The organism is Psychrobacter sp. APC 3281 (assembly GCF_030407815.1).
Classification (GTDB): Bacteria; Pseudomonadota; Gammaproteobacteria; order Pseudomonadales; family Moraxellaceae; genus Psychrobacter.
The window spans coordinates 224422-242090 of sequence record NZ_JASDCS010000003.1; the positions used below are offsets into that span (position 1 = coordinate 224422).

A 17669-nucleotide genomic window follows, 5' to 3' on the forward strand; every position below is an offset into this window, starting at 1 on the left:
CTTGTTAGACCAAATGATGTATCAATCACTATTCGTCAGTCAGGATGACTGATACCAAGGAGATCCACATGGCAACATCTACTAGCCCACGCTTTGATTGGGAAGATCCTTTTTTACTACGTGACCAGCTCACTGAAGAAGAGCGCATGGTCACCGACAGCGCTCGTCAATTTTTTCGAAAAGAGCTGATGCCTGGCATTATTGAGGCTAATCGTAATGAAAATTTTGATCGTAATATTATGCGTCAAATGGGTGAGATGGGCCTGCTGGGTGTCACGATTGAGGGCTATGGTTGTGCTGGTTTATCGAGTGTTGCCTATGGCCTGATTGCCAAGGAAGTGGAAGCCGTTGATTCGGGCTACCGTTCAGCGATGAGCGTACAGTCAAGCTTGGTTATGCATCCTATTTGGGCGTATGGCACAGAAGAGCAAAGAGAGCGTTATTTGCCTAAGCTTGCTTCGGGTGAGTATGTTGGCTGCTTCGGTCTGACTGAGCCAGATTCAGGATCTGATCCTTCATCGATGTCGACTCGTGCACGCGCTGTGGATGGCGGTTATGAGCTGACGGGTAATAAAATGTGGATTACCAACAGTCCTATCGCTGACGTATTTGTCGTCTGGGCAAAAGATGATGCCGGTGAGATTCGAGGTTTTGTTTTAGACAAAGGCATGAAAGGCTTATCTGCGCCGAAAATCGAAGGCAAGTTTTCACTACGTGCATCAGTCACTGGTGAGATTGTCATGGACAAAGTATTCGTCCCTGAAGCCAATGCTTTCCCAGATATCCGTGGCCTAAAAGGGCCATTTGGCTGCTTAAATAAAGCCCGTTATGGTATCGCTTGGGGTTCGATGGGAGCGGCTGAATTCTGCTGGAAAGCGGCTCGTCAGTACACGCTCGATCGTAAGCAGTTTGGTCGTCCGCTAGCGGCAACGCAGTTGGTACAGCTAAAGCTTGCCAATATGCAGACAGAAATTACCTTGGGCTTACAAGCAGCGCTACGTGTCGGTCGTTTGATGGATGAAGACAACGCAGCGCCTGAAATGATTTCACTTATCAAGCGTAATAACTGCGGCAAGGCGCTTGATATCGCTCGCATCGCTCGTGATATGCATGGCGGTAACGGTATTTCTGATGAGTTCCATATCATTCGTCACGTGATGAACTTGGAAGCTGTCAATACTTACGAGGGTACACATGATATTCATGCGCTTATCCTAGGCCGTGCACAGACAGGCATTCAAGCGTTCTTCTAAGCGTTTTTAGCTAATAGTTTTTGGTACAAATGTATTTTATGGCGTACGTCACTGCTTGGCTTTTTATCAAAAGAGCATTAACAGTAGCGTACGTTTTTCAGTTGTTATTCATGATTTATAACTACTTTGTAATTACATCCTGAATAACAATTTTCTAATCAGAAAATCGAAGAATACGCCACAGAGTAAGGGATTATTATGACTGTCGATAGTAACAGCAATGACTTGGCAAAGGGCGCATTGCATGGTATCAAGGTGCTCGATTTATCGAGAGTGCTAGCGGGCCCTTCTTGTACGCAAGTGTTAGCTGATCTTGGTGCCGAAGTTATCAAGGTCGAGCGTCCGAATATCGGTGATGAAACGCGTCATTGGGCACCGCCAACATTCAGCGATGATACCTCCGCTTATTACGCTACCATTAACCGCAATAAAAAATCGCTGACGGTAGATATCACTACGCCGACAGGGCAAACCATCATTAAACAGCTAATCGCTGAGAGTGATATTTTGGTCGAAAACTTCAAAGTTGGTGGTCTGAAAAAATACGGCTTAGATTACGACAGTCTAAAACAAGATAATCCACGGCTGATCTATGCATCATTGACAGGTTTTGGGCAGACAGGTCCCGATGCCAAACGCCCCGGCTATGATTATATTATCCAAGGATTGTCGGGGCTGATGAGCATCACAGGGCCGAGTGATGGCGAACCGCACAAAGTTGGCGTGGCAGTGGTTGATTTGTTTGCAGGTTTACAGTTGACGATTGGTATTCAAGCGGCACTGCTGGCGCGTCAAAATACTGGACTTGGACAACACGTCGATGTGGCGTTGCTCGATAGTGCGCTCGCCATGCTAGCCAATGTCGGTATGAATCATTTGGCATCCGATAAGGTACCGCCAAGGTTGGGCAATCAGCATCCTAATATCGTGCCGTATCAAGTATTTGTAGGTCAGGGCGAGCAGCATTTTATTTTAGCCTGTGGTAACGACAGTCAGTTTGCCAAACTGTGTGACGTACTTGCGGTTGATTGGTATACCGATGAGCGCTTTGCGACCAATCCACAACGCGTTGCCAATCGCGAACTGCTGTGCGGTGAGCTGACTAAGCAATTTGCCAAGCAGCCACGTACTTACTGGTTAGAGGTTTTAGATCAAGCAGGTATTCCATGCGGTGCGATTCATAATGTAGCTGAAGCCTTGGCTATGCCACAAGCGCAAGCAAGGGAAATGATCGTTAATTTTGCGGCACAAGGCAGTCCAGTACGCGCTCTTGGCAACCCTATTAAATTGTCCGCATCACCTGTCAGCTATCGTACGCCGCCACCGCAGTTAAGCGAGCATACTGATAGTACGTTGGCAAATTTAGGCTATGATAAGGCTACGATAGCCAAGCTAAAAGCCGATGGGATTGTTTAGTAGAGTTTTTTAGATTATATTTTTTAGACCTGCACCGATATTTAATCCTAACGCTACCTTTCAGCGTTAGGATTAAAACCTAAATGTTGCTCAATTTGCTCGGCCAATTCAATCAATACCGCACTGACCTCAGCCCGTTTAGACTCATACTCTCCTTGCAAAAAACTCACCGCCATACCAGCGACCGCATTGCCTGATGCATTACGGATATAAGTGCCCAAGCAGTACATCCCATCTCGTAGTTGACCGTCATCGAGCGATACTCGGCTTTCTTGTATCGCGACAAGCTCAGTTGCCAAATCGGTAAAATTCTTGACCCCATGTTGGGTCATCGGCATCGGAAACGTATCTTTATACAATGATTTGATACTGTCTATCGACAACGTCGATAGCATGGCTTTGCCTGTCGCCGAAAATACGGCAGGTACACGAACGCCTGCTCGAAAAGTAAATCCAAGCGGTGCAGGTGACTCATGACAAGCCAAAAATACCACTTCGCCCAAATCAAGCTTTGACAAGGTTACTGTGTGCTGGAGAAGCACCGGATACTGCACAATCAAATCTTTAAACAACTGCACCACGCCTTGCTGCTGCTCGTACTTGCCTGCCCAGTACATCAAATATGAACCCAAATAAAAACGGCTTTCAGGGTCTTTGTAAATGACATGCTTGGTCAATAGACTCTGCAAAATGTTGTGAGTGGAGCTACGCGGTAGCCCAAGCTCTTTTGCGATATGAGCCGCTGTCAGAGGCTGTGAGCTATCGGTAATCAAGTCCAAAATCTGAAACGTTTTGTCTAGCGCAGGTACGGCAGTCGAGCTCATAAATAACCTATAAAGTGAAATAAAAGAAAGAAGTACAAGATAATTTTTAAAATAATGAGATTAAGGGTTGCAAATCGCGTCATATCGTTCTTATAATGACGTCTCGTATATAGAATACGTGTTCAGTATATTGAACAAATAATGAATTATCAATAATTATTTACGACTTACTATTTTATTCATTCTTATAAACACACCCTATATGACAAGGAGCGTCAACATGTCACATGCGCTGCAGTTATCAAATCCAGATTTACTCAAACAATCTTGCTTCATTAAAGACGGCTGGCATGCTGCTAGTGATGAAGCTGTGCTTGATGTCAACAATCCTTTTAATGGCGAGCTCATTGGTACTGTACCCAGCCTGACCACAGAAGATGTCAACGAAGCCGTTGCTTACGCTCATGATGTCCAAGCAGACTGGGCAGCAAAAACAGCCAAAGAGCGTGCAGAGCTATTGCAAAAGTGGGCTGATCTAATCGATGCCAATAAAGAAGATTTGGCCATTATTATGACCGCTGAGCAAGGTAAGCCGCTGACTGAGTCACGTGGTGAAGTAGGTTATGCCAACAGCTTTATCCGTTGGTTTGCTGAAGAAGGCAAGCGCGTCTATGGTGATGTGATTCCTGCTAATAGCACACAGTTACGTCACGTTGTTCTCAAACAGCCAGTTGGTGTTTGCGCTGCTATCACACCTTGGAACTTCCCAGCTGCGATGATCACGCGCAAAGTTGCTCCTGCACTAGCAGCAGGCTGTACGATTATCGTCAAACCTGCTACCGAGACACCTTACTCTGCATTGGCACTTGGTGTATTGGCAGAGCAAGCGGGCATTCCTGCTGGCGTCATTCAGGTCGTCACTGGTAAGTCTTCTGTCATCGGCGACATCTTAACGGGTGATGCACGCATTCATAAACTGTCATTCACAGGCTCTACAGAAGTAGGCCGTACGTTGATGGCACAATGCGCGCCAACTATTAAGAAGCTATCGTTAGAGTTGGGTGGCAATGCGCCATTTATCGTCTTTGATGATGCCGATCTAGAGAAAGCCGCTGCTGGTTTAATCGCTTCTAAATATCGTAATGCTGGTCAGACTTGTGTCTGCGCCAACCGAGTATACGTTCAAGACAGCATTAAAGATAAATTCTTAGATGTCTTTGTCAAAAAAGTTGCTGAATTAAAAGTAGGTAACGGCTTAGAAGAAGGCGTAGATATCGGTCCTCTTATCAACAAAAAAGCGTTAGATAAAGTACAAGCCTTGCTAAAAGATGCTCTGGATAAAGGCGCAAAACTGGTCACTGGTGGTAGTGTCAATGACGCATCAGAACTGACTTATAACCCAACGGTTATTACAGATATTAGCAGTGATATGGACATCGCCTCTGAAGAAATCTTCGGACCGATTGCGACCATCTTTACCTTCAAAGACGAAGCAGAAGTTATCCGTGCTGCTAACGATACGATTTATGGCTTGGCCGCTTACTTCTATAGTAGCGACTATGCCCGCTCATGGCGCGTTACCGAAGGTCTTGAGTACGGCATTATCGGTCACAACACGGGTTTGATTTCTACAGAAGTTGCCCCATTTGGTGGTGTGAAGCAGTCTGGCTTTGGCCGTGAAGGTTCAAAATATGGTATCGAAGACTATATCACGACCAAATACTGGTGCTCTGATATCACCTAATAGCCATAACTTAATGAGTTGGCTTAATGGTTAGCACAGTAACAATTAAAAAAGAAAAAACTAACGCAAATTTTTAGATATCTATGGTGTTTTGGGTCAAACAAGCACCATTTGATATCTACTGAGTACAAAGATAAACATCAAATAAACCGCCATTCACTAGATGGCACTTATGTTACGAACAAAGAAAAGGACATTCCCATGACTACCAATCAATCATTACTTGAGCGCCGCAAAGCTGTTTTACCAACAGGACTTGGGGTTGCCTTTCCTATCTTTGCAGAAAGAGCAAAGAACTCAGAAATCTGGGACATCGAAGGCAAGCGCTATATCGACTTTGTCGGAGGTATCTCAGTATTGAACACGGGTCATAGCCATCCAAAAATCACTCAACGTGTGCATGAGCAGTTAGACAAATTTACGCATACTGCGGCGCAAATGATCAACTACGAATGCTATGTGGATTTGGCTGAAAAGCTGTGTGAAAAAGCGCCTATCAGCGGCGACACCAAAGCATTCTTTTTGACCACTGGCGCAGAAGCCGTTGAAAACTGCATCAAGATTGCTCGTGCTAAAACCCGTCGTCCAGGCGTGATCTCTTTTGTTGGTGGCTGGCATGGTCGTACCATGATGTGTATGAGCCTGACAGGCAAAGTATTGCCATACAAAAAGAACTTTGGCCCGATGCCAGGACCTGTGTTCCATGCGTTGTTCCCTGCAGAAGAGTTGAACGTGACAGAAGCGCAAGCGCTACATAGCCTGGACATGATCTTTCAAGCAGATATCGATCCTAGTGAAGTGGCGGCAATGATCATCGAGCCAGTCCAAGGCGAGGGTGGTTTCCATCAGGTGACGCCTTCATTCGCTAAAGCGTTGCGCGAGATTTGTGATGAGCATGGCATCGTGCTTATTTTTGACGAAGTACAGTGTGGTTTCGCCAGAACCGGCACCTTGTTTGCAGGTGAGCAGCTAGGTGTTGAGCCTGACTTAATGACAACTGCCAAGAGCTTGGCTGGCGGCTATCCTATCTCAGCCGTGGTTGGTCGTGCTGACATCATGGATGCGCCGCAAGTAGGCGGCTTGGGTGGTACTTATTCTGGTAACCCACTTGCCTGTGTGGCCGCACTTGCTGTTATGGAAGTGATCGAAGAAGAAAACTTACTTGAGCGTAGTGTGGTGATTGGTGATACCATCGCCGCGTTCTTAAAAGGCTTGAACCTAAGCAGTATCGGTCATATCCGTCATAAGGGCGCGATGTTAGCGTTTGAATTGATTGATAGCGAAGGCAAGCCTGATGCCGCCGCCGCAGCCAATCTAAAAGCAAAATCATTTGAGCAAGGCTTGCTACTAGCGTCTTGTGGTATGTATGGCAATGCCATTCGTGTGATGGTGCCATTGACAGTTGAAGATGAAGTGTTACAAGAAGGCCTTGATATCATCAAAGGTATTCTAACGGCATAAGCAATACTGAGTGTCATTTACTTTAGCGATGGATCGTTTTTAACCAAGTACATCTAGTTCAAGTACCGATATTGGTTAAAAGATTGTATGAAAGATAACGGCAAGGTTGCCCTTATGACACTCGCTTTGAGTGAGTTTTTTAACGGCGCCTTGCAAGTCAAGACGCCGTTTTTGTATTTGCTGTTTGAATACTATACCGACGGCAAATGCAAAATTTTCGGCGACGCGACAGACACAACAAACATGATGGGTATGATCCCATGAAACAAAAATAGTGTAACTGTAACAGGTTCACACGGATGAAACACAGACAAGGAGTAGGTTATGTCTGAATTAAAAAAGTCGCTAGGGGTGTTCGATATCATTGCACTGGCATTCGGTGCAATGGTCGGTTGGGGCTGGGTTGTACTGGCAGGTAGTTGGATCATCTCGGCAGGTATATGGGGCGCAATTAGCGCCTTTTTGATAGGCGGTCTGGTAGTTGTATTGATTGGTGTGACGTATGCTGAACTTGCGGCCTCTATGCCAATTACTGGTGGTGAGCATACTTATACCCACCGAGCACTAGGGGTTAATGTCTCATTTATTTGTTCATGGAGTATTTTGTTCGGTTACTTCTCAGTCGTCGCGTTTGAGGCCGTGGCGCTGCCCACCGTCGTCGAATATATTATTCCCAATTATAGCCAAGGGTATCTTTGGAATGTTGCTGGCTGGGATGTTTACGCCACTTGGGTAGGCGTCGGGATGCTTGGCTCAGTGATTGTTACTTGGCTGAACATACGCGGTATGGAAGTCAGCGCGTGGTTCCAAAAAACAGCAGTCGTCGGTATCTTTCTAGTTGGTATATTACTATTCGTGGGGGCGTTACTGTTCAGTCCTGAAACTTCTAATACCGTACAAGCGCCTAACTTTATTGGTGGTATGGGTGGCATCATGACGGTGATGGTGATGGTACCGTTCTTATTCGTTGGCTTCGATGTCATTCCTCAAGCTGCAGAAGAAATCAATCTATCTCGTCCGAACATCGGTAAGTTTTTGATCGTTTCTATTATTATCGCGGTGCTGTGGTATGTAGCAGTCGCTTGGAGTGTGGGTAAGACTTTACCGCTATTACAAGCACAAGACTCAACATTGGCAACGGCTGATGCGATGACCAATGCTTGGAATGGTAAGTGGGCAGGCACCTTGCTAGTTATTGGCGGCGTGCTAGGTATTTTATCGAGCTGGAACGCGTTTCTTATTGGTGGTAGTCGTCTGCTATATGCTATGGGCAAAACGCACATGTTGCCGCAGTTTTTATGCAAGCTGCATCCGAAATATAATACGCCCGTCAATGCGATTTTATTGATCGGTGGTCTCGCGACACTTGCCCCATTATTTGGTCGCAAAATGCTGGTATGGATTGTAGATGCAGGCGGGTTCGGTATTGTTATTGCTTATACTTGTGTGGCTCTTTCATTCTTAGTGCTGCGCTACCGTGAGCCCGATATGGTACGTCCGTTTAGAGTACCAGCAGGTAAGTTGGTTGGTATCATCACTATTATCTTAAGTCTTGGCATGTTGGCGCTATATCTACCAGGTATGCCATCAGCACTTGTCGCTATTGAGTGGTGGATTTTCCTTGGCTGGATTGTACTTGGTGGGGTATTGTACGGTTATGCTACGATGAAGAATCCTGGTAAGAGTAAAGACATTATGGATCACGAGCTGCGCGAGCTGAAAACGGCTAACCAGCAATGGTTAAAAGAGAATCCATATAAAAAATAGAAGTACTTTAATTAGCTTTCATAAAAAAGCCTAACGTCAAACGTTAGGCTTTTTTATTGTCTTTGTTCTGTTCAAAAATGAGTTGATATATTTAGGACAGTAGAAATTAGCTTGAAGTCATTTTCTATCCCTTATTGATTAGATAAGAGTCTTAGTTTTTTTTGATAAATAATTAACTAGCATAATATTCGTATATTGACATTTAATGATAAAAAAGTAAAATAGCTTACTCTTGTTTACTATTATCGTTGTCGTGGAGGTTAGCTATATGATCAGAAGTGGAGATAAACTAAAATGTATCTGTGGCAACGATTTTTTTGTAGAAGGTTCGATTTACATTGTCGGTAATATTATAAACAATAAGTTTTTCCAAATAAATATTGGCGCAAATGAAGAATATTGGTATGCAACAAAAGATAGTGAAGGGATATATGTTCGTTTTAATGAAGAAGACCACTTAGTCAAAGACGCCTTTTTTGCTTTAGAAAAATAATAGTATTACCATTTCATTGAGAAAGCTGCGAGATTCCAGTGTCAAACGATTGATAGAGGTACTTCTACTAGCCGATACCCTGCTCAATAAGCAGAAAGAGACTTTATGGTTTTTGGCAGTGTACTCGACATCATATCATCTAGCTATGTAGAGACAATTTAGCGTAAAAGTAATAAACCTGAGTTAAATAAAAAAAGCCTAACGTCAAACGTTAGGCTTTTTTTATTTAACTCAGGTTTTAATCTATTAAGACTTATCACGAATCAGTTTATAGTTTAAGAACTCGGTGATGCCAAGAGTGCCAAGCTCACGGCCAAAGCCTGAACGTTTAACACCGCCAAAGGGCGTATTGGCCTCAGAACCAGAAGGCGCATTGATAGTGACCATACCCACTTCTAATTTGTCAGCGATTTCAGCAGCCAGTGCCGCATCTTGCGTTTGGATAGACGCACCCAGACCGAAAGGCACGTCGTTGGCAATCTTGATAGCATGGTCGATATCATTTGCTTTATAGACGACTGCTACAGGACCAAACAGCTCCTCACGATATACATCCATGGATTCAGTCACATCTGTCAGTACCGCAGGCTTAAACCAAGCGCCAGGCTTGTCTTTGTCCATGCCGCCTTCTACCAATACTTTCGCCCCTGCTTGGATAGCGCTGTCTAGCTGCGCTTGCAAGTTGACCGCAGCGGCTTTTGATGACATTGGGCCAATAAACGTATCTTCTTTAAGCGGGTCGGCCAAAGTCATGTTGCTGACCGCATTGGTAAAACCTTCGACGAATTTATCATAGACGGATTCGATGACGATCAAACGCTTGGCTGCGTTACAGGCTTGTCCAGTATTACCAAAACGACCAGAGATAGCGCCTTGTATCGCTTGCTCGATATCGGCATCGGCTGCGACGATAAAGGCATCTGAACCACCCAATTCTAAAACGACTTTTTTGAGTGCGCCGCCAGCTTCTTTTGCCACGGCTTGTCCAGCGCGTTCAGAACCTGTTAGCGAGACACCTTGTACGCGTGTGTCATTGATAATGGTCGCTGATTGCTCATTGGTCGCAAAAATATTGTTATAAACACCTTCAGGTACGCCTGCATCTTTAAAGATATCGACGATAACTTCTGCGGTGTTTGGACACTGCGGTGCGTGTTTTAGAATAATCGTGTTACCCGCCATAAAGTTTGGCGCGACAAAACGGGCTACTTGGTAATGTGGATAGTTCCACGGCATGATACCTAGTAGCGCGCCTACAGGGTGTTTTTCTACCGACGCTGATCCTGAGTCTACATCAATGGTGCTTGGCGCTAGTAGCTGCTCAGCGTTGTCTGCATAGTAGCGGTAGATATCAGCCACCAGACCGATCTCGCCTTTTGCTTGGGCAACAGGTTTGCCCATTTCGTTGGCAACGATACGTGATAGCTCGTCTTGACGCTCAAGATAGATATCAGCGATTTTATGCAGTAATGCACTGCGCTCGTTTAATGGCACTTTACGCCAGTCTTGATAAGCAGTGTCTGCTTGTTCAATGACGTGTTGGATATCTTGTTCAGTGGCGGTAGGGTAAGTGGCTTCTATTTCGCCAGTGGCTGGGTTATTAACTTGATAATCACTCATATTATGTCCTTTATTTTAAAATATTATTGGGTTCAAAATCCATTTGGGTCTATATTTTTATGCTGCTACTTTTAATGAAAACTTTTGATTAATGCTTTTAGTTATTGCCTTTGATCGATGATTTTGGTTGCTGCTGTGTAATACAGTGAATATTACCGCCACCAAAAACAATCTCTCTTGTTCGTACTCCCACTACCTGATGCTGAGGAAAGACTTTTTCAAGCTGCTCAATGGCGAGTGCATCATTTATATCATCATATTGGGGTACGATGACCGCATCATTACAAATCAAAAAATTGGCATATGAGGCGATACAAACATCACCCGTTAGGCGAGGTTTGGCATCGTCAGACTGTACAATGTCATAATCATCAGGCAAGGTCACTGGCTGCTGGGTACAGCACAGCTTATGGACTGTTAGTCGTCTGCCTTTTGCATCAGTCATATTTGAGAGCTGCTTATAGGCTTTTTGCGTTGCTTCATAAAACGGATTCTCAGGATCATCAGTGAATAAGCAAACCACTTCACCAGGTCGCGCAAAGCAGGCGATATCATCGATATGACCTGTAGTTTCATCAGGATCGATACCATCATCGACCCAGAGCACTTTTTGGACATTGAGATAGGCTTTTAGCTTATCCTCGATTTGCTGCTCATTCAGATGTGGATTGCGCCCCGGGCTTAGCAGGCACATACGCGTGGTCAAAACCGTGCCTTCACCATCGACATGAAACGCGCCGCCTTCCATGACAAAGTCATCCGTTCGATAGCGCGGAATATCTAGCTGCTCACACAGTCGTTCTGCGAGTTTATCATCGTCATCCCATGGCGAGTAGAGGCCATCATAGTCTCCGCCCCACGCATTGAATGTCCAATCACAAGAGCGTAGTTCGCCTGCGTCATTGATTAAAAATGTCGGCACGGTATCACGCGCCCACGCATCGTTGCTAGGCATAGAGATAACGTCAATATCATCAGGCAAGCTATCGCGGCACTGCTGATAATCGTCAGGATTGACCAGTACGCCAACGTCACAAAACTTGTTAATTGCCAATGCAACATCAGCATAAGCCTTCTTGGCAGGGACAGCTTGTTGTCGCCAGTTATCAGCACGGTATGGCCAGACCATCCATACCTTTTGTATTGGCTCAAACTCTGCTGGCATATAAAAGCCATCTTGCTGCGGGGTTGAGTCTGTCAGTAATATAGACATAAAATCACCTTATCGTACACGAGCGACCATAAAAATAGTGAGAGTAAACTAAATAGACGGAAATCAGGTTAACCATGAGTGAGCAGTGTGCCATACATCGATGGACGACGGTCACGGAACACACCCCATTGCTGACGATCGATAGCCAGTTGGTCTAAGTCAAAGGTAGTACTAATCACTTCACTAGTATCTGCTGACGCTTCTTTTATGATGTCGCCGCGGCCATCAGTAATGAACGAGCTACCATAAAACTGCATCGTGCTGTCATTGCCATTTTGGCTGATGGTTTCTGTGCCAATGCGATTGGCTGCAATAACTGGCATCAGGTTGGCGGCAGAATGGCCTTGCATACAGCGCTGCCAATGGCCTTTTGAGTCGATACCGAGTGTTGGCTCATCACCAATGGCAGTCGGGTAAAATAGCAACTCGGCACCCATCAATGCCATACTACGGGCGCATTCAGGGAACCACTGATCCCAGCAGATACCGACACCAATCTTAGCGTATTTGGTTTGCCAAACCTTAAATCCTGTATCACCAGGGGTAAAGTAAAACTTTTCGGCATAAGGAATACCGTCTGGTATATGCGTTTTGCGATAAGTGCCTAATATCTCGCCATCTGCATCAATCACAGTGATGCTATTAAAGAATGTATTGCCTGATTTTTCATAAAAACTAATCGGTAGTACCACTTCTAATTCTTTTGCCAGCTTTTTGAAGTGATTGATAGCTGCATTGTCTTCGACTGAAGTTGCCAGTTTAAAATAATCAAAGTCATGAACTTGGCAGAAGTAGGGCGTCTCAAACAGTTCTTGAAGTAAGATAATATTGGCACCATCATTGGCCGCTTTTTTGACCAAGTCAGTCGCGGTCGCAATGTTTTGCTGGATGTCCCAGCCGCATGTCATTTGCGTAGTCGCCACAGTAACGTTTCGCATGATCTCAATCCTTTTATTGATAGATAATTAATACTATAGGTAAGTAATGACTCGTATTTGCTAACGAACAATTTCTCATCATTCGTTAGTGTATAGCGACAATAGCTAAGTCCATATTGGTTAAGTTTTATCGGCTTAAGCCATCATATAGCCCAATCCTAAGAAGGTCACGACGGACAGTCCTGCACCTAACATCGCATACGGGAACTGGGTAAAGGCATGCTGCATGGGTGAGCAGCCAGCACCTTGCGCGGCAAGTAATGATGAATCACTAAAGAAACACGCATGACTACCGAATGATGAGGCTGATAACAATGCGCCAATCATAAGTGGTGTGCTCACGCCAAGAGCGAGCGATATTGGGAACACGATAGGCATCGCCAACACGTATAGACCCCAGCTTGATGAAGTCGCAAAGGTCAAGAATGCCATGACCGCAAAGATAACCGCAGGGAAGATGATAATGGTCATATAAGGCGTGATAGCCTCAATCACATACATGGTCATACCAAGCTCATCGTTGATTGCTTTTAAGAAAAAGCCACCAATAACGGTCGAGAGTGGATAGAGCATGACTTTAAAGCCTTTAAAGATAGCTTCAACTTGTGTCTCAAAGCTCAAGATACCTTGCATCCAGTAGACAACGACAGTCACAAAACAGGTCAATAGGGCCCCGCGTAACAGGTCGATTTCAAAGTAAACGGTTGAGACAATGAGTAAGATCATTGGGAAGGCAAAGTTGGCAATGTTGGCTTTGAATGACAGCTTGCGTTTGGCTTTGACGTTTGAAATCAGTTGTTCTTCGACAAATGCTTCAGGAACAGGGTTACCAGCCTTGGCGCGTTTCTCTGCTTTTTTCATCGGACCCCAATCGCCCAATATGCCATAAGCAACCAAAAATACAATAAGTAAGGCAAACCAAGCATAGGCCATATAAGGGATAGCGCTGATATAAAGCCCAATGCCTTCGCCATCTGCTGCCACGCCATTTTCTTCTAGTAGACCCGCAAAGTAAACGGCCCAAGTAGAGATAGGCACGATGATACACATAGGGGCAGCGGTCGAATCGACTATATAGGCGAGCTTTTCACGAGAGACGTTATAGACGTCAGTGAGTTTTTTGACGGAGGTGGATACGGCCAAGCAGTTTAAATAATCATCGATAAAGACCACAACGCCCAAAGCAAAAGTGGCCAACAATGACTGACGACGCGACTTGATGATTTTCTGTAGCCATTCACTAAAACCATCTAGGCAGCCACTGATTTCAAGAAGCTGGATTAACCCGCCCATCAGACCACAGACGAGGACAATCCAAATGATGGTCTCGTTGCCCAAGACCATCGACATATTGTCTGCAAAGGGGGAAACCAAATCAAAGGGGTTGAGCATTACAAGGCCAGCGACGCAGCCTGCGATCATAGACTCAAACGGTCGCCTAGAGACAATGGCGGTGACTAATACTAATAATGTGGGTAATAAAGATAAAGCACCCCAAGATTCATCTGGACCACGGCTCATGGATAGCCAAGCAAAGGCCAGATAGATGACGACGGCTACTATTACGGTGAGAAAGACTCGCTTGTTATGATAGTGCCCTTCGACAGCATCATTGAGTTTCATGTTCATACTTGCGCTCCCTGTAGAACCTCATTTTTTAAAACAAACTCTATTCGGTGGTTGATGCTCGACAGACAGTAGCGAATCAACTTTCTATCGAGCGTCCTATTACAGCAATCCATTACTGTGATAGGTCAAGGCAACAGTAGTTTTTATTATAAAAGCGTTGTCTATGTCGACCGCTTTTATGCATGGTTGGTCATGTATTTACATGCCAGTGGTGTCTTTTAGTGCATACCACCATGAGCCCATGACCGAGTAGGGCACGCGTAGAGCCCTGCCACCTGGGAACGGAATCCAAGGTATCTGTGCAAAGGTGTCAAATTCTTTGGTTTTGCCATTGATAGCATCAGCCAAGATTTGCCCGAACAGATGAGAGCCTGTTACGCCGTGTCCACTATAGCCGTGGGCGAAATATACGCGCTCATGTAGTTTGCCCATTTGCGGTACACGAGAGAAAGACAGAGCAAAGTTACCACTCCACGCGTAGTCGATTTTCACATCGCGCAGCTCTGGGAAAATCTTATTCATATTGGGTCTGATTTTGGCCGTGATATCAGCAGGATCTTGACCGCCGTAAACCGTACCGCCGCCAAACAACATACGTTTGTCTGCTGAGAGGCGATAGTAATCAAGAATGTAGCGCACATCTTCGACACAGACATCAGTAGGGAGCAGTTGATCGGCCAAATCGCCTAATGGCTCGGTCGCGATAATCTGCGTCGATACTGGCATTACGCGATCAGTCAGTTTAGGAATGACTTTATTGAGATAAGCGTTACCGCATAGAACGGCTTGCTTACAAGTCACCGTGCCAAACTCAGTAATGACTTTGATAGAGTCGTCAGCGTATTCAATATCTACGACTAAGGTGTTTTCATAAATCGTGCCGCCATTTTTTTCGATAGCTGCTGCTTCACCCAATGCAAGGTTCAATGGATGGAAATGTCCACCTGAATGGTCGATGACGCCGCCCACATAAGCATCTGACTTGATATGCTCTTGAATGCCGTTTTTGTCTAGCATCTCTCGGTCATGCATACCGTGGCTTTCCCACAGTGCATGTGTCTCTTGCAAGTCTTTTAGCTGTCCGTTATTCAATGCTGCAAAGATGTTTTTTTCTTTCAGATCGCAGCTGATATCGTAGTCACTGACAAACCGGCGAATAATTTTGCCACCGCGAGTCACTAGCTGACCGACGAAGTCTGCACTTTGTTGACCATAAGATTTTTTAATTTTTTGCAGGCTAGCATTTAGACCATTGACGATTTGACCGCCGTTACGACCTGATGCGCCCCAACCAATCTGTGCGCCTTCAAGCACGACGACCTCATGATCTGTTTCGATAAGATGTAGGGCAGTTGATAAGCCGCTATAACCACCACCGACCACGCAGATTTCTACTTGAATATCGTTTTTAAGCGTTGGTCTGTCAGGCTTAGGGTTGCGACTGGCTGCATAATAGCTATCAGGGTATTGACCCTTATCTGAGTAATGCGGGATATTGCGCGTGTTGTTAGAAGGTGGGTTTTGGTTCGTTGCCATATTGCTACTTTGATTGCTATTTGGGCTACTATTTGACATATCAAACATCCTGTAAATAGGTGAGGTATTCAAGGTTGGTCACTTGCTGAGCAAAACGTTTGGCCTCTTGCTTTTTGACTGCAATCAATAGCTCAATCATCTCGCTTGGGAATAGTGAGTCAACCACATCGCTGCTCTCAAATTGACGAATGGCTGAGAGCCAGTCTAACGGTAAGGTTTTTAGTTCTGCTGCATCATAAGTAATGCTGTTAATCGGCTCAGGTGCTTCAAGCTTGTTTTCGATACCATACAGCATACCCGCCAGTACTGCGCTACAAACTAGATAAGGGTTGGCATCTGCGCCAGACACCCGATGTTCGATACGGCGTGCTCTAGTGTCACCGCCGGGGATACGTACAGCTGCGGTGCGGTTTTCATAACCCCATGACACGTTGTTTGGGGCCAATGTACCGGGGGTAAAGCGGCGGTAAGAGTTGACATGCGGTGCAAACAATAAAGTGCAATCTGACATGGTCTTAAGTAGGCCAGCCACTGCATGACGCAACATATCTGAGCCTTCATCTGACCCATCATCGAATACGTTATTGCCATCTTTATCTAATAAGCTGCAATGTACATGAAAGCCATTGCCAGACTGTAAGCCAAAAGGTTTTGCCATAAAGGTGGCGGTAAGCTTACGACGAGCTGCCACGGCTTTGACCACTTGTTTAAACAAAATAGCGTCATCAGCAGCTTTTAATGGGTCGTCGACGTGTAATAAGTTGATCTCAAACTGACCACAACCATTTTCCGCTAGAGCCGCATCGACAGGAATATCGAGCTTTTCACACTGCTCGTAGACTTCATCTAAAAATTCATCGAATTGTAATAGGTCATTGATACTCAAGATGGATGTTTTATTCAGTCTTAGGCCGCTCTTGGGGCGGATAGGCGGCTTGGGTGTCTCTCCCTCAGTATAGTCAACCAAATAAAACTCTAGTTCGGTTGCCATCACTGGTGTCAATCCCAGTGCTCTGAACTTTTTACTGATGTAGTCCAAAACATGGCGGGCATCACCGTAGTAAGGTTTATTGTCTTCGGTATATAGCCAAATCGGTAGTAGCGATGAAGGGGCACTGGTATTGAGAAGCGGATAAGCAGCACGGCCAGTTGGACGGGCAATGGCATCGATATCACCATTGCACTGCGAAGACTCGATGACATCAGCGCCCCATATATCGACACCTAAGATTGACAGAGGTAATCGGATTGCACCGTTTTCTGCTTTTTCCATTTGATCAAAAGGGATGCGCTTACCACGAAGTAAGCCATTGATATCTCCTGCGGCAACATAGACGTACTCTGTGCTGTTTGCAGATTTGACCATTCCATTGGTTGTCATCATGTCTGTTCTTCCTATGAATTTGTAGAATTACTGGGTTTGTTACTGCTACTACGTTTTGGCTGTGGTGTCTAAATTCTCTGCTAGTGGCATTTATAACGAACACTTAATCAATAAGTATTTGATAAATTATTGGTTAAGTACGAGGTTTTTGTACTACTGCTAAATTTTTATCAATGATATTAGTGACTTATAGATTGTGCCCTCAGGCGTTTTTATCCAGTCTAAAAGTTAAACTATGTTGGTTATCATTGTTGCTGACTTTTAATATATGGATGAAAACTATAATTGTCAATTTTTATTTAAAATTATCCTAAAATAACTCAAATACGGGTTTTTAGTACAAATACCAGTATTAATGAAGTTTATAGTTTACATTTTACGAGGCGTTGTGTTAAATTTTAGCTAAATAAGGGATTAGACAACATAGACAGCCTAGGTCTAGTTGTTATAA

At 44.8% G+C, this 17669-nt stretch carries 14 protein-coding genes; 7 read left to right on the forward strand and 7 right to left on the reverse strand.

Going from position 1 to position 17669, the window contains the following annotated elements:
• The first annotated feature begins 68 nt into the window (after positions 1-68).
• Both QL886_RS03450 and QL886_RS03455 read left to right on the forward strand, forming a co-directional pair.
• Positions 69-1253, forward strand: a complete 1185-nt coding sequence (locus QL886_RS03450) for an acyl-CoA dehydrogenase (protein WP_290177645.1) — start codon at positions 69-71, stop codon at positions 1251-1253.
• A gap of 198 nt (positions 1254-1451) precedes the next feature.
• Positions 1452-2669, forward strand: a complete 1218-nt coding sequence (locus QL886_RS03455; protein WP_290177646.1) for a CaiB/BaiF CoA-transferase family protein — start codon at positions 1452-1454, stop codon at positions 2667-2669.
• Positions 2670-2722: 53 nt separating this feature from the next.
• Here the strand turns inward: QL886_RS03455 and QL886_RS03460 are convergent, their stop codons facing one another.
• Positions 2723-3493, reverse strand: coding sequence for an IclR family transcriptional regulator (locus tag QL886_RS03460; protein ID WP_290177647.1), 771 nt, complete (start codon positions 3491-3493; stop codon positions 2723-2725).
• 220 nt (positions 3494-3713) lie between these two features.
• Between QL886_RS03460 and QL886_RS03465 the strand changes: the two genes are divergently transcribed.
• The 5 genes from QL886_RS03465 to QL886_RS03485 all read left to right on the forward strand — a co-directional run bounded on the left by QL886_RS03465 (position 3714) and on the right by QL886_RS03485 (position 8898).
• A complete protein-coding gene (locus QL886_RS03465) occupies positions 3714-5177 on the forward strand; it encodes an NAD-dependent succinate-semialdehyde dehydrogenase (protein ID WP_156410706.1) in 1464 nt (487 codons plus the stop codon).
• A 201-nt stretch (positions 5178-5378) separates the two neighbouring features.
• Positions 5379-6638, forward strand: coding sequence for a 4-aminobutyrate--2-oxoglutarate transaminase (gabT, locus tag QL886_RS03470; protein WP_290177648.1), 1260 nt, complete (start codon positions 5379-5381; stop codon positions 6636-6638).
• An 87-nt stretch (positions 6639-6725) separates the two neighbouring features.
• Positions 6726-6902: a hypothetical protein gene (locus QL886_RS03475; RefSeq protein ID WP_290177649.1), complete on the forward strand. Its 177-nt coding sequence runs from the start codon at positions 6726-6728 to the stop codon at positions 6900-6902.
• 60 nt (positions 6903-6962) lie between these two features.
• Positions 6963-8405 carry an APC family permease gene (locus QL886_RS03480; RefSeq protein WP_101205684.1) on the forward strand — a complete coding sequence of 481 codons (1443 nt, stop codon included), beginning with the start codon at positions 6963-6965 and terminating at the stop codon, positions 8403-8405.
• Between the two features lie 268 nt (positions 8406-8673).
• Positions 8674-8898: a hypothetical protein gene (locus QL886_RS03485; protein ID WP_290177650.1), complete on the forward strand. Its 225-nt coding sequence runs from the start codon at positions 8674-8676 to the stop codon at positions 8896-8898.
• Positions 8899-9144: 246 nt separating this feature from the next.
• On the opposite strand, the gene QL886_RS03490 is transcribed toward QL886_RS03485, so the two are convergent.
• From QL886_RS03490 to QL886_RS03515, 6 genes are all read right to left on the reverse strand, one after another.
• Positions 9145-10518, reverse strand: a complete 1374-nt coding sequence (locus QL886_RS03490; RefSeq protein WP_290177651.1) for an NAD-dependent succinate-semialdehyde dehydrogenase — start codon at positions 10516-10518, stop codon at positions 9145-9147.
• Positions 10519-10615: 97 nt separating this feature from the next.
• A complete protein-coding gene (gene aguA / locus QL886_RS03495; protein WP_290177652.1) occupies positions 10616-11731 on the reverse strand; it encodes an agmatine deiminase in 1116 nt (371 codons plus the stop codon).
• Between the two features lie 68 nt (positions 11732-11799).
• Entirely contained in the window at positions 11800-12672 is an 873-nt protein-coding gene (gene aguB / locus QL886_RS03500; protein ID WP_356625717.1) for an N-carbamoylputrescine amidase, read from the reverse strand.
• A gap of 132 nt (positions 12673-12804) precedes the next feature.
• Positions 12805-14298, reverse strand: coding sequence for a Na+/H+ antiporter NhaC family protein (locus QL886_RS03505; protein ID WP_101205679.1), 1494 nt, complete (start codon positions 14296-14298; stop codon positions 12805-12807).
• A 198-nt stretch (positions 14299-14496) separates the two neighbouring features.
• A complete protein-coding gene (locus QL886_RS03510) occupies positions 14497-15873 on the reverse strand; it encodes an FAD-binding oxidoreductase (protein ID WP_227676907.1) in 1377 nt (458 codons plus the stop codon).
• 1 nt (position 15874) lies between these two features.
• Positions 15875-17218: a glutamine synthetase family protein gene (locus QL886_RS03515; RefSeq protein WP_290177654.1), complete on the reverse strand. Its 1344-nt coding sequence runs from the start codon at positions 17216-17218 to the stop codon at positions 15875-15877.
• Between the last annotated feature and the right edge of the window lie 451 nt (positions 17219-17669).

Excerpts from the sequence above, each read along its gene's own strand:
- QL886_RS03515 (WP_290177654.1), bottom strand. The coding sequence starts at position 17,218 with ATGATGACAACCAATGGAATGGTCAAATCTGCAAACAGCACAGAGTAC.
- QL886_RS03455 (WP_290177646.1), top strand. The coding sequence starts at position 1,452 with ATGACTGTCGATAGTAACAGCAATGACTTGGCAAAGGGCGCATTGCAT.
- QL886_RS03480 (WP_101205684.1), top strand. The coding sequence starts at position 6,963 with ATGTCTGAATTAAAAAAGTCGCTAGGGGTGTTCGATATCATTGCACTG.
- QL886_RS03490 (WP_290177651.1), bottom strand. The coding sequence starts at position 10,518 with ATGAGTGATTATCAAGTTAATAACCCAGCCACTGGCGAAATAGAAGCC.
- gabT (WP_290177648.1), top strand. The coding sequence starts at position 5,379 with ATGACTACCAATCAATCATTACTTGAGCGCCGCAAAGCTGTTTTACCA.
- QL886_RS03450 (WP_290177645.1), top strand. The coding sequence starts at position 69 with ATGGCAACATCTACTAGCCCACGCTTTGATTGGGAAGATCCTTTTTTA.
- QL886_RS03485 (WP_290177650.1), top strand. The coding sequence starts at position 8,674 with ATGATCAGAAGTGGAGATAAACTAAAATGTATCTGTGGCAACGATTTT.
- QL886_RS03460 (WP_290177647.1), bottom strand. The coding sequence starts at position 3,493 with ATGAGCTCGACTGCCGTACCTGCGCTAGACAAAACGTTTCAGATTTTG.
- QL886_RS03505 (WP_101205679.1), bottom strand. The coding sequence starts at position 14,298 with ATGAACATGAAACTCAATGATGCTGTCGAAGGGCACTATCATAACAAG.
- aguA (WP_290177652.1), bottom strand. The coding sequence starts at position 11,731 with ATGTCTATATTACTGACAGACTCAACCCCGCAGCAAGATGGCTTTTAT.
- QL886_RS03510 (WP_227676907.1), bottom strand. The coding sequence starts at position 15,873 with ATGTCAAATAGTAGCCCAAATAGCAATCAAAGTAGCAATATGGCAACG.
- QL886_RS03475 (WP_290177649.1), top strand. The coding sequence starts at position 6,726 with ATGAAAGATAACGGCAAGGTTGCCCTTATGACACTCGCTTTGAGTGAG.
- QL886_RS03465 (WP_156410706.1), top strand. The coding sequence starts at position 3,714 with ATGTCACATGCGCTGCAGTTATCAAATCCAGATTTACTCAAACAATCT.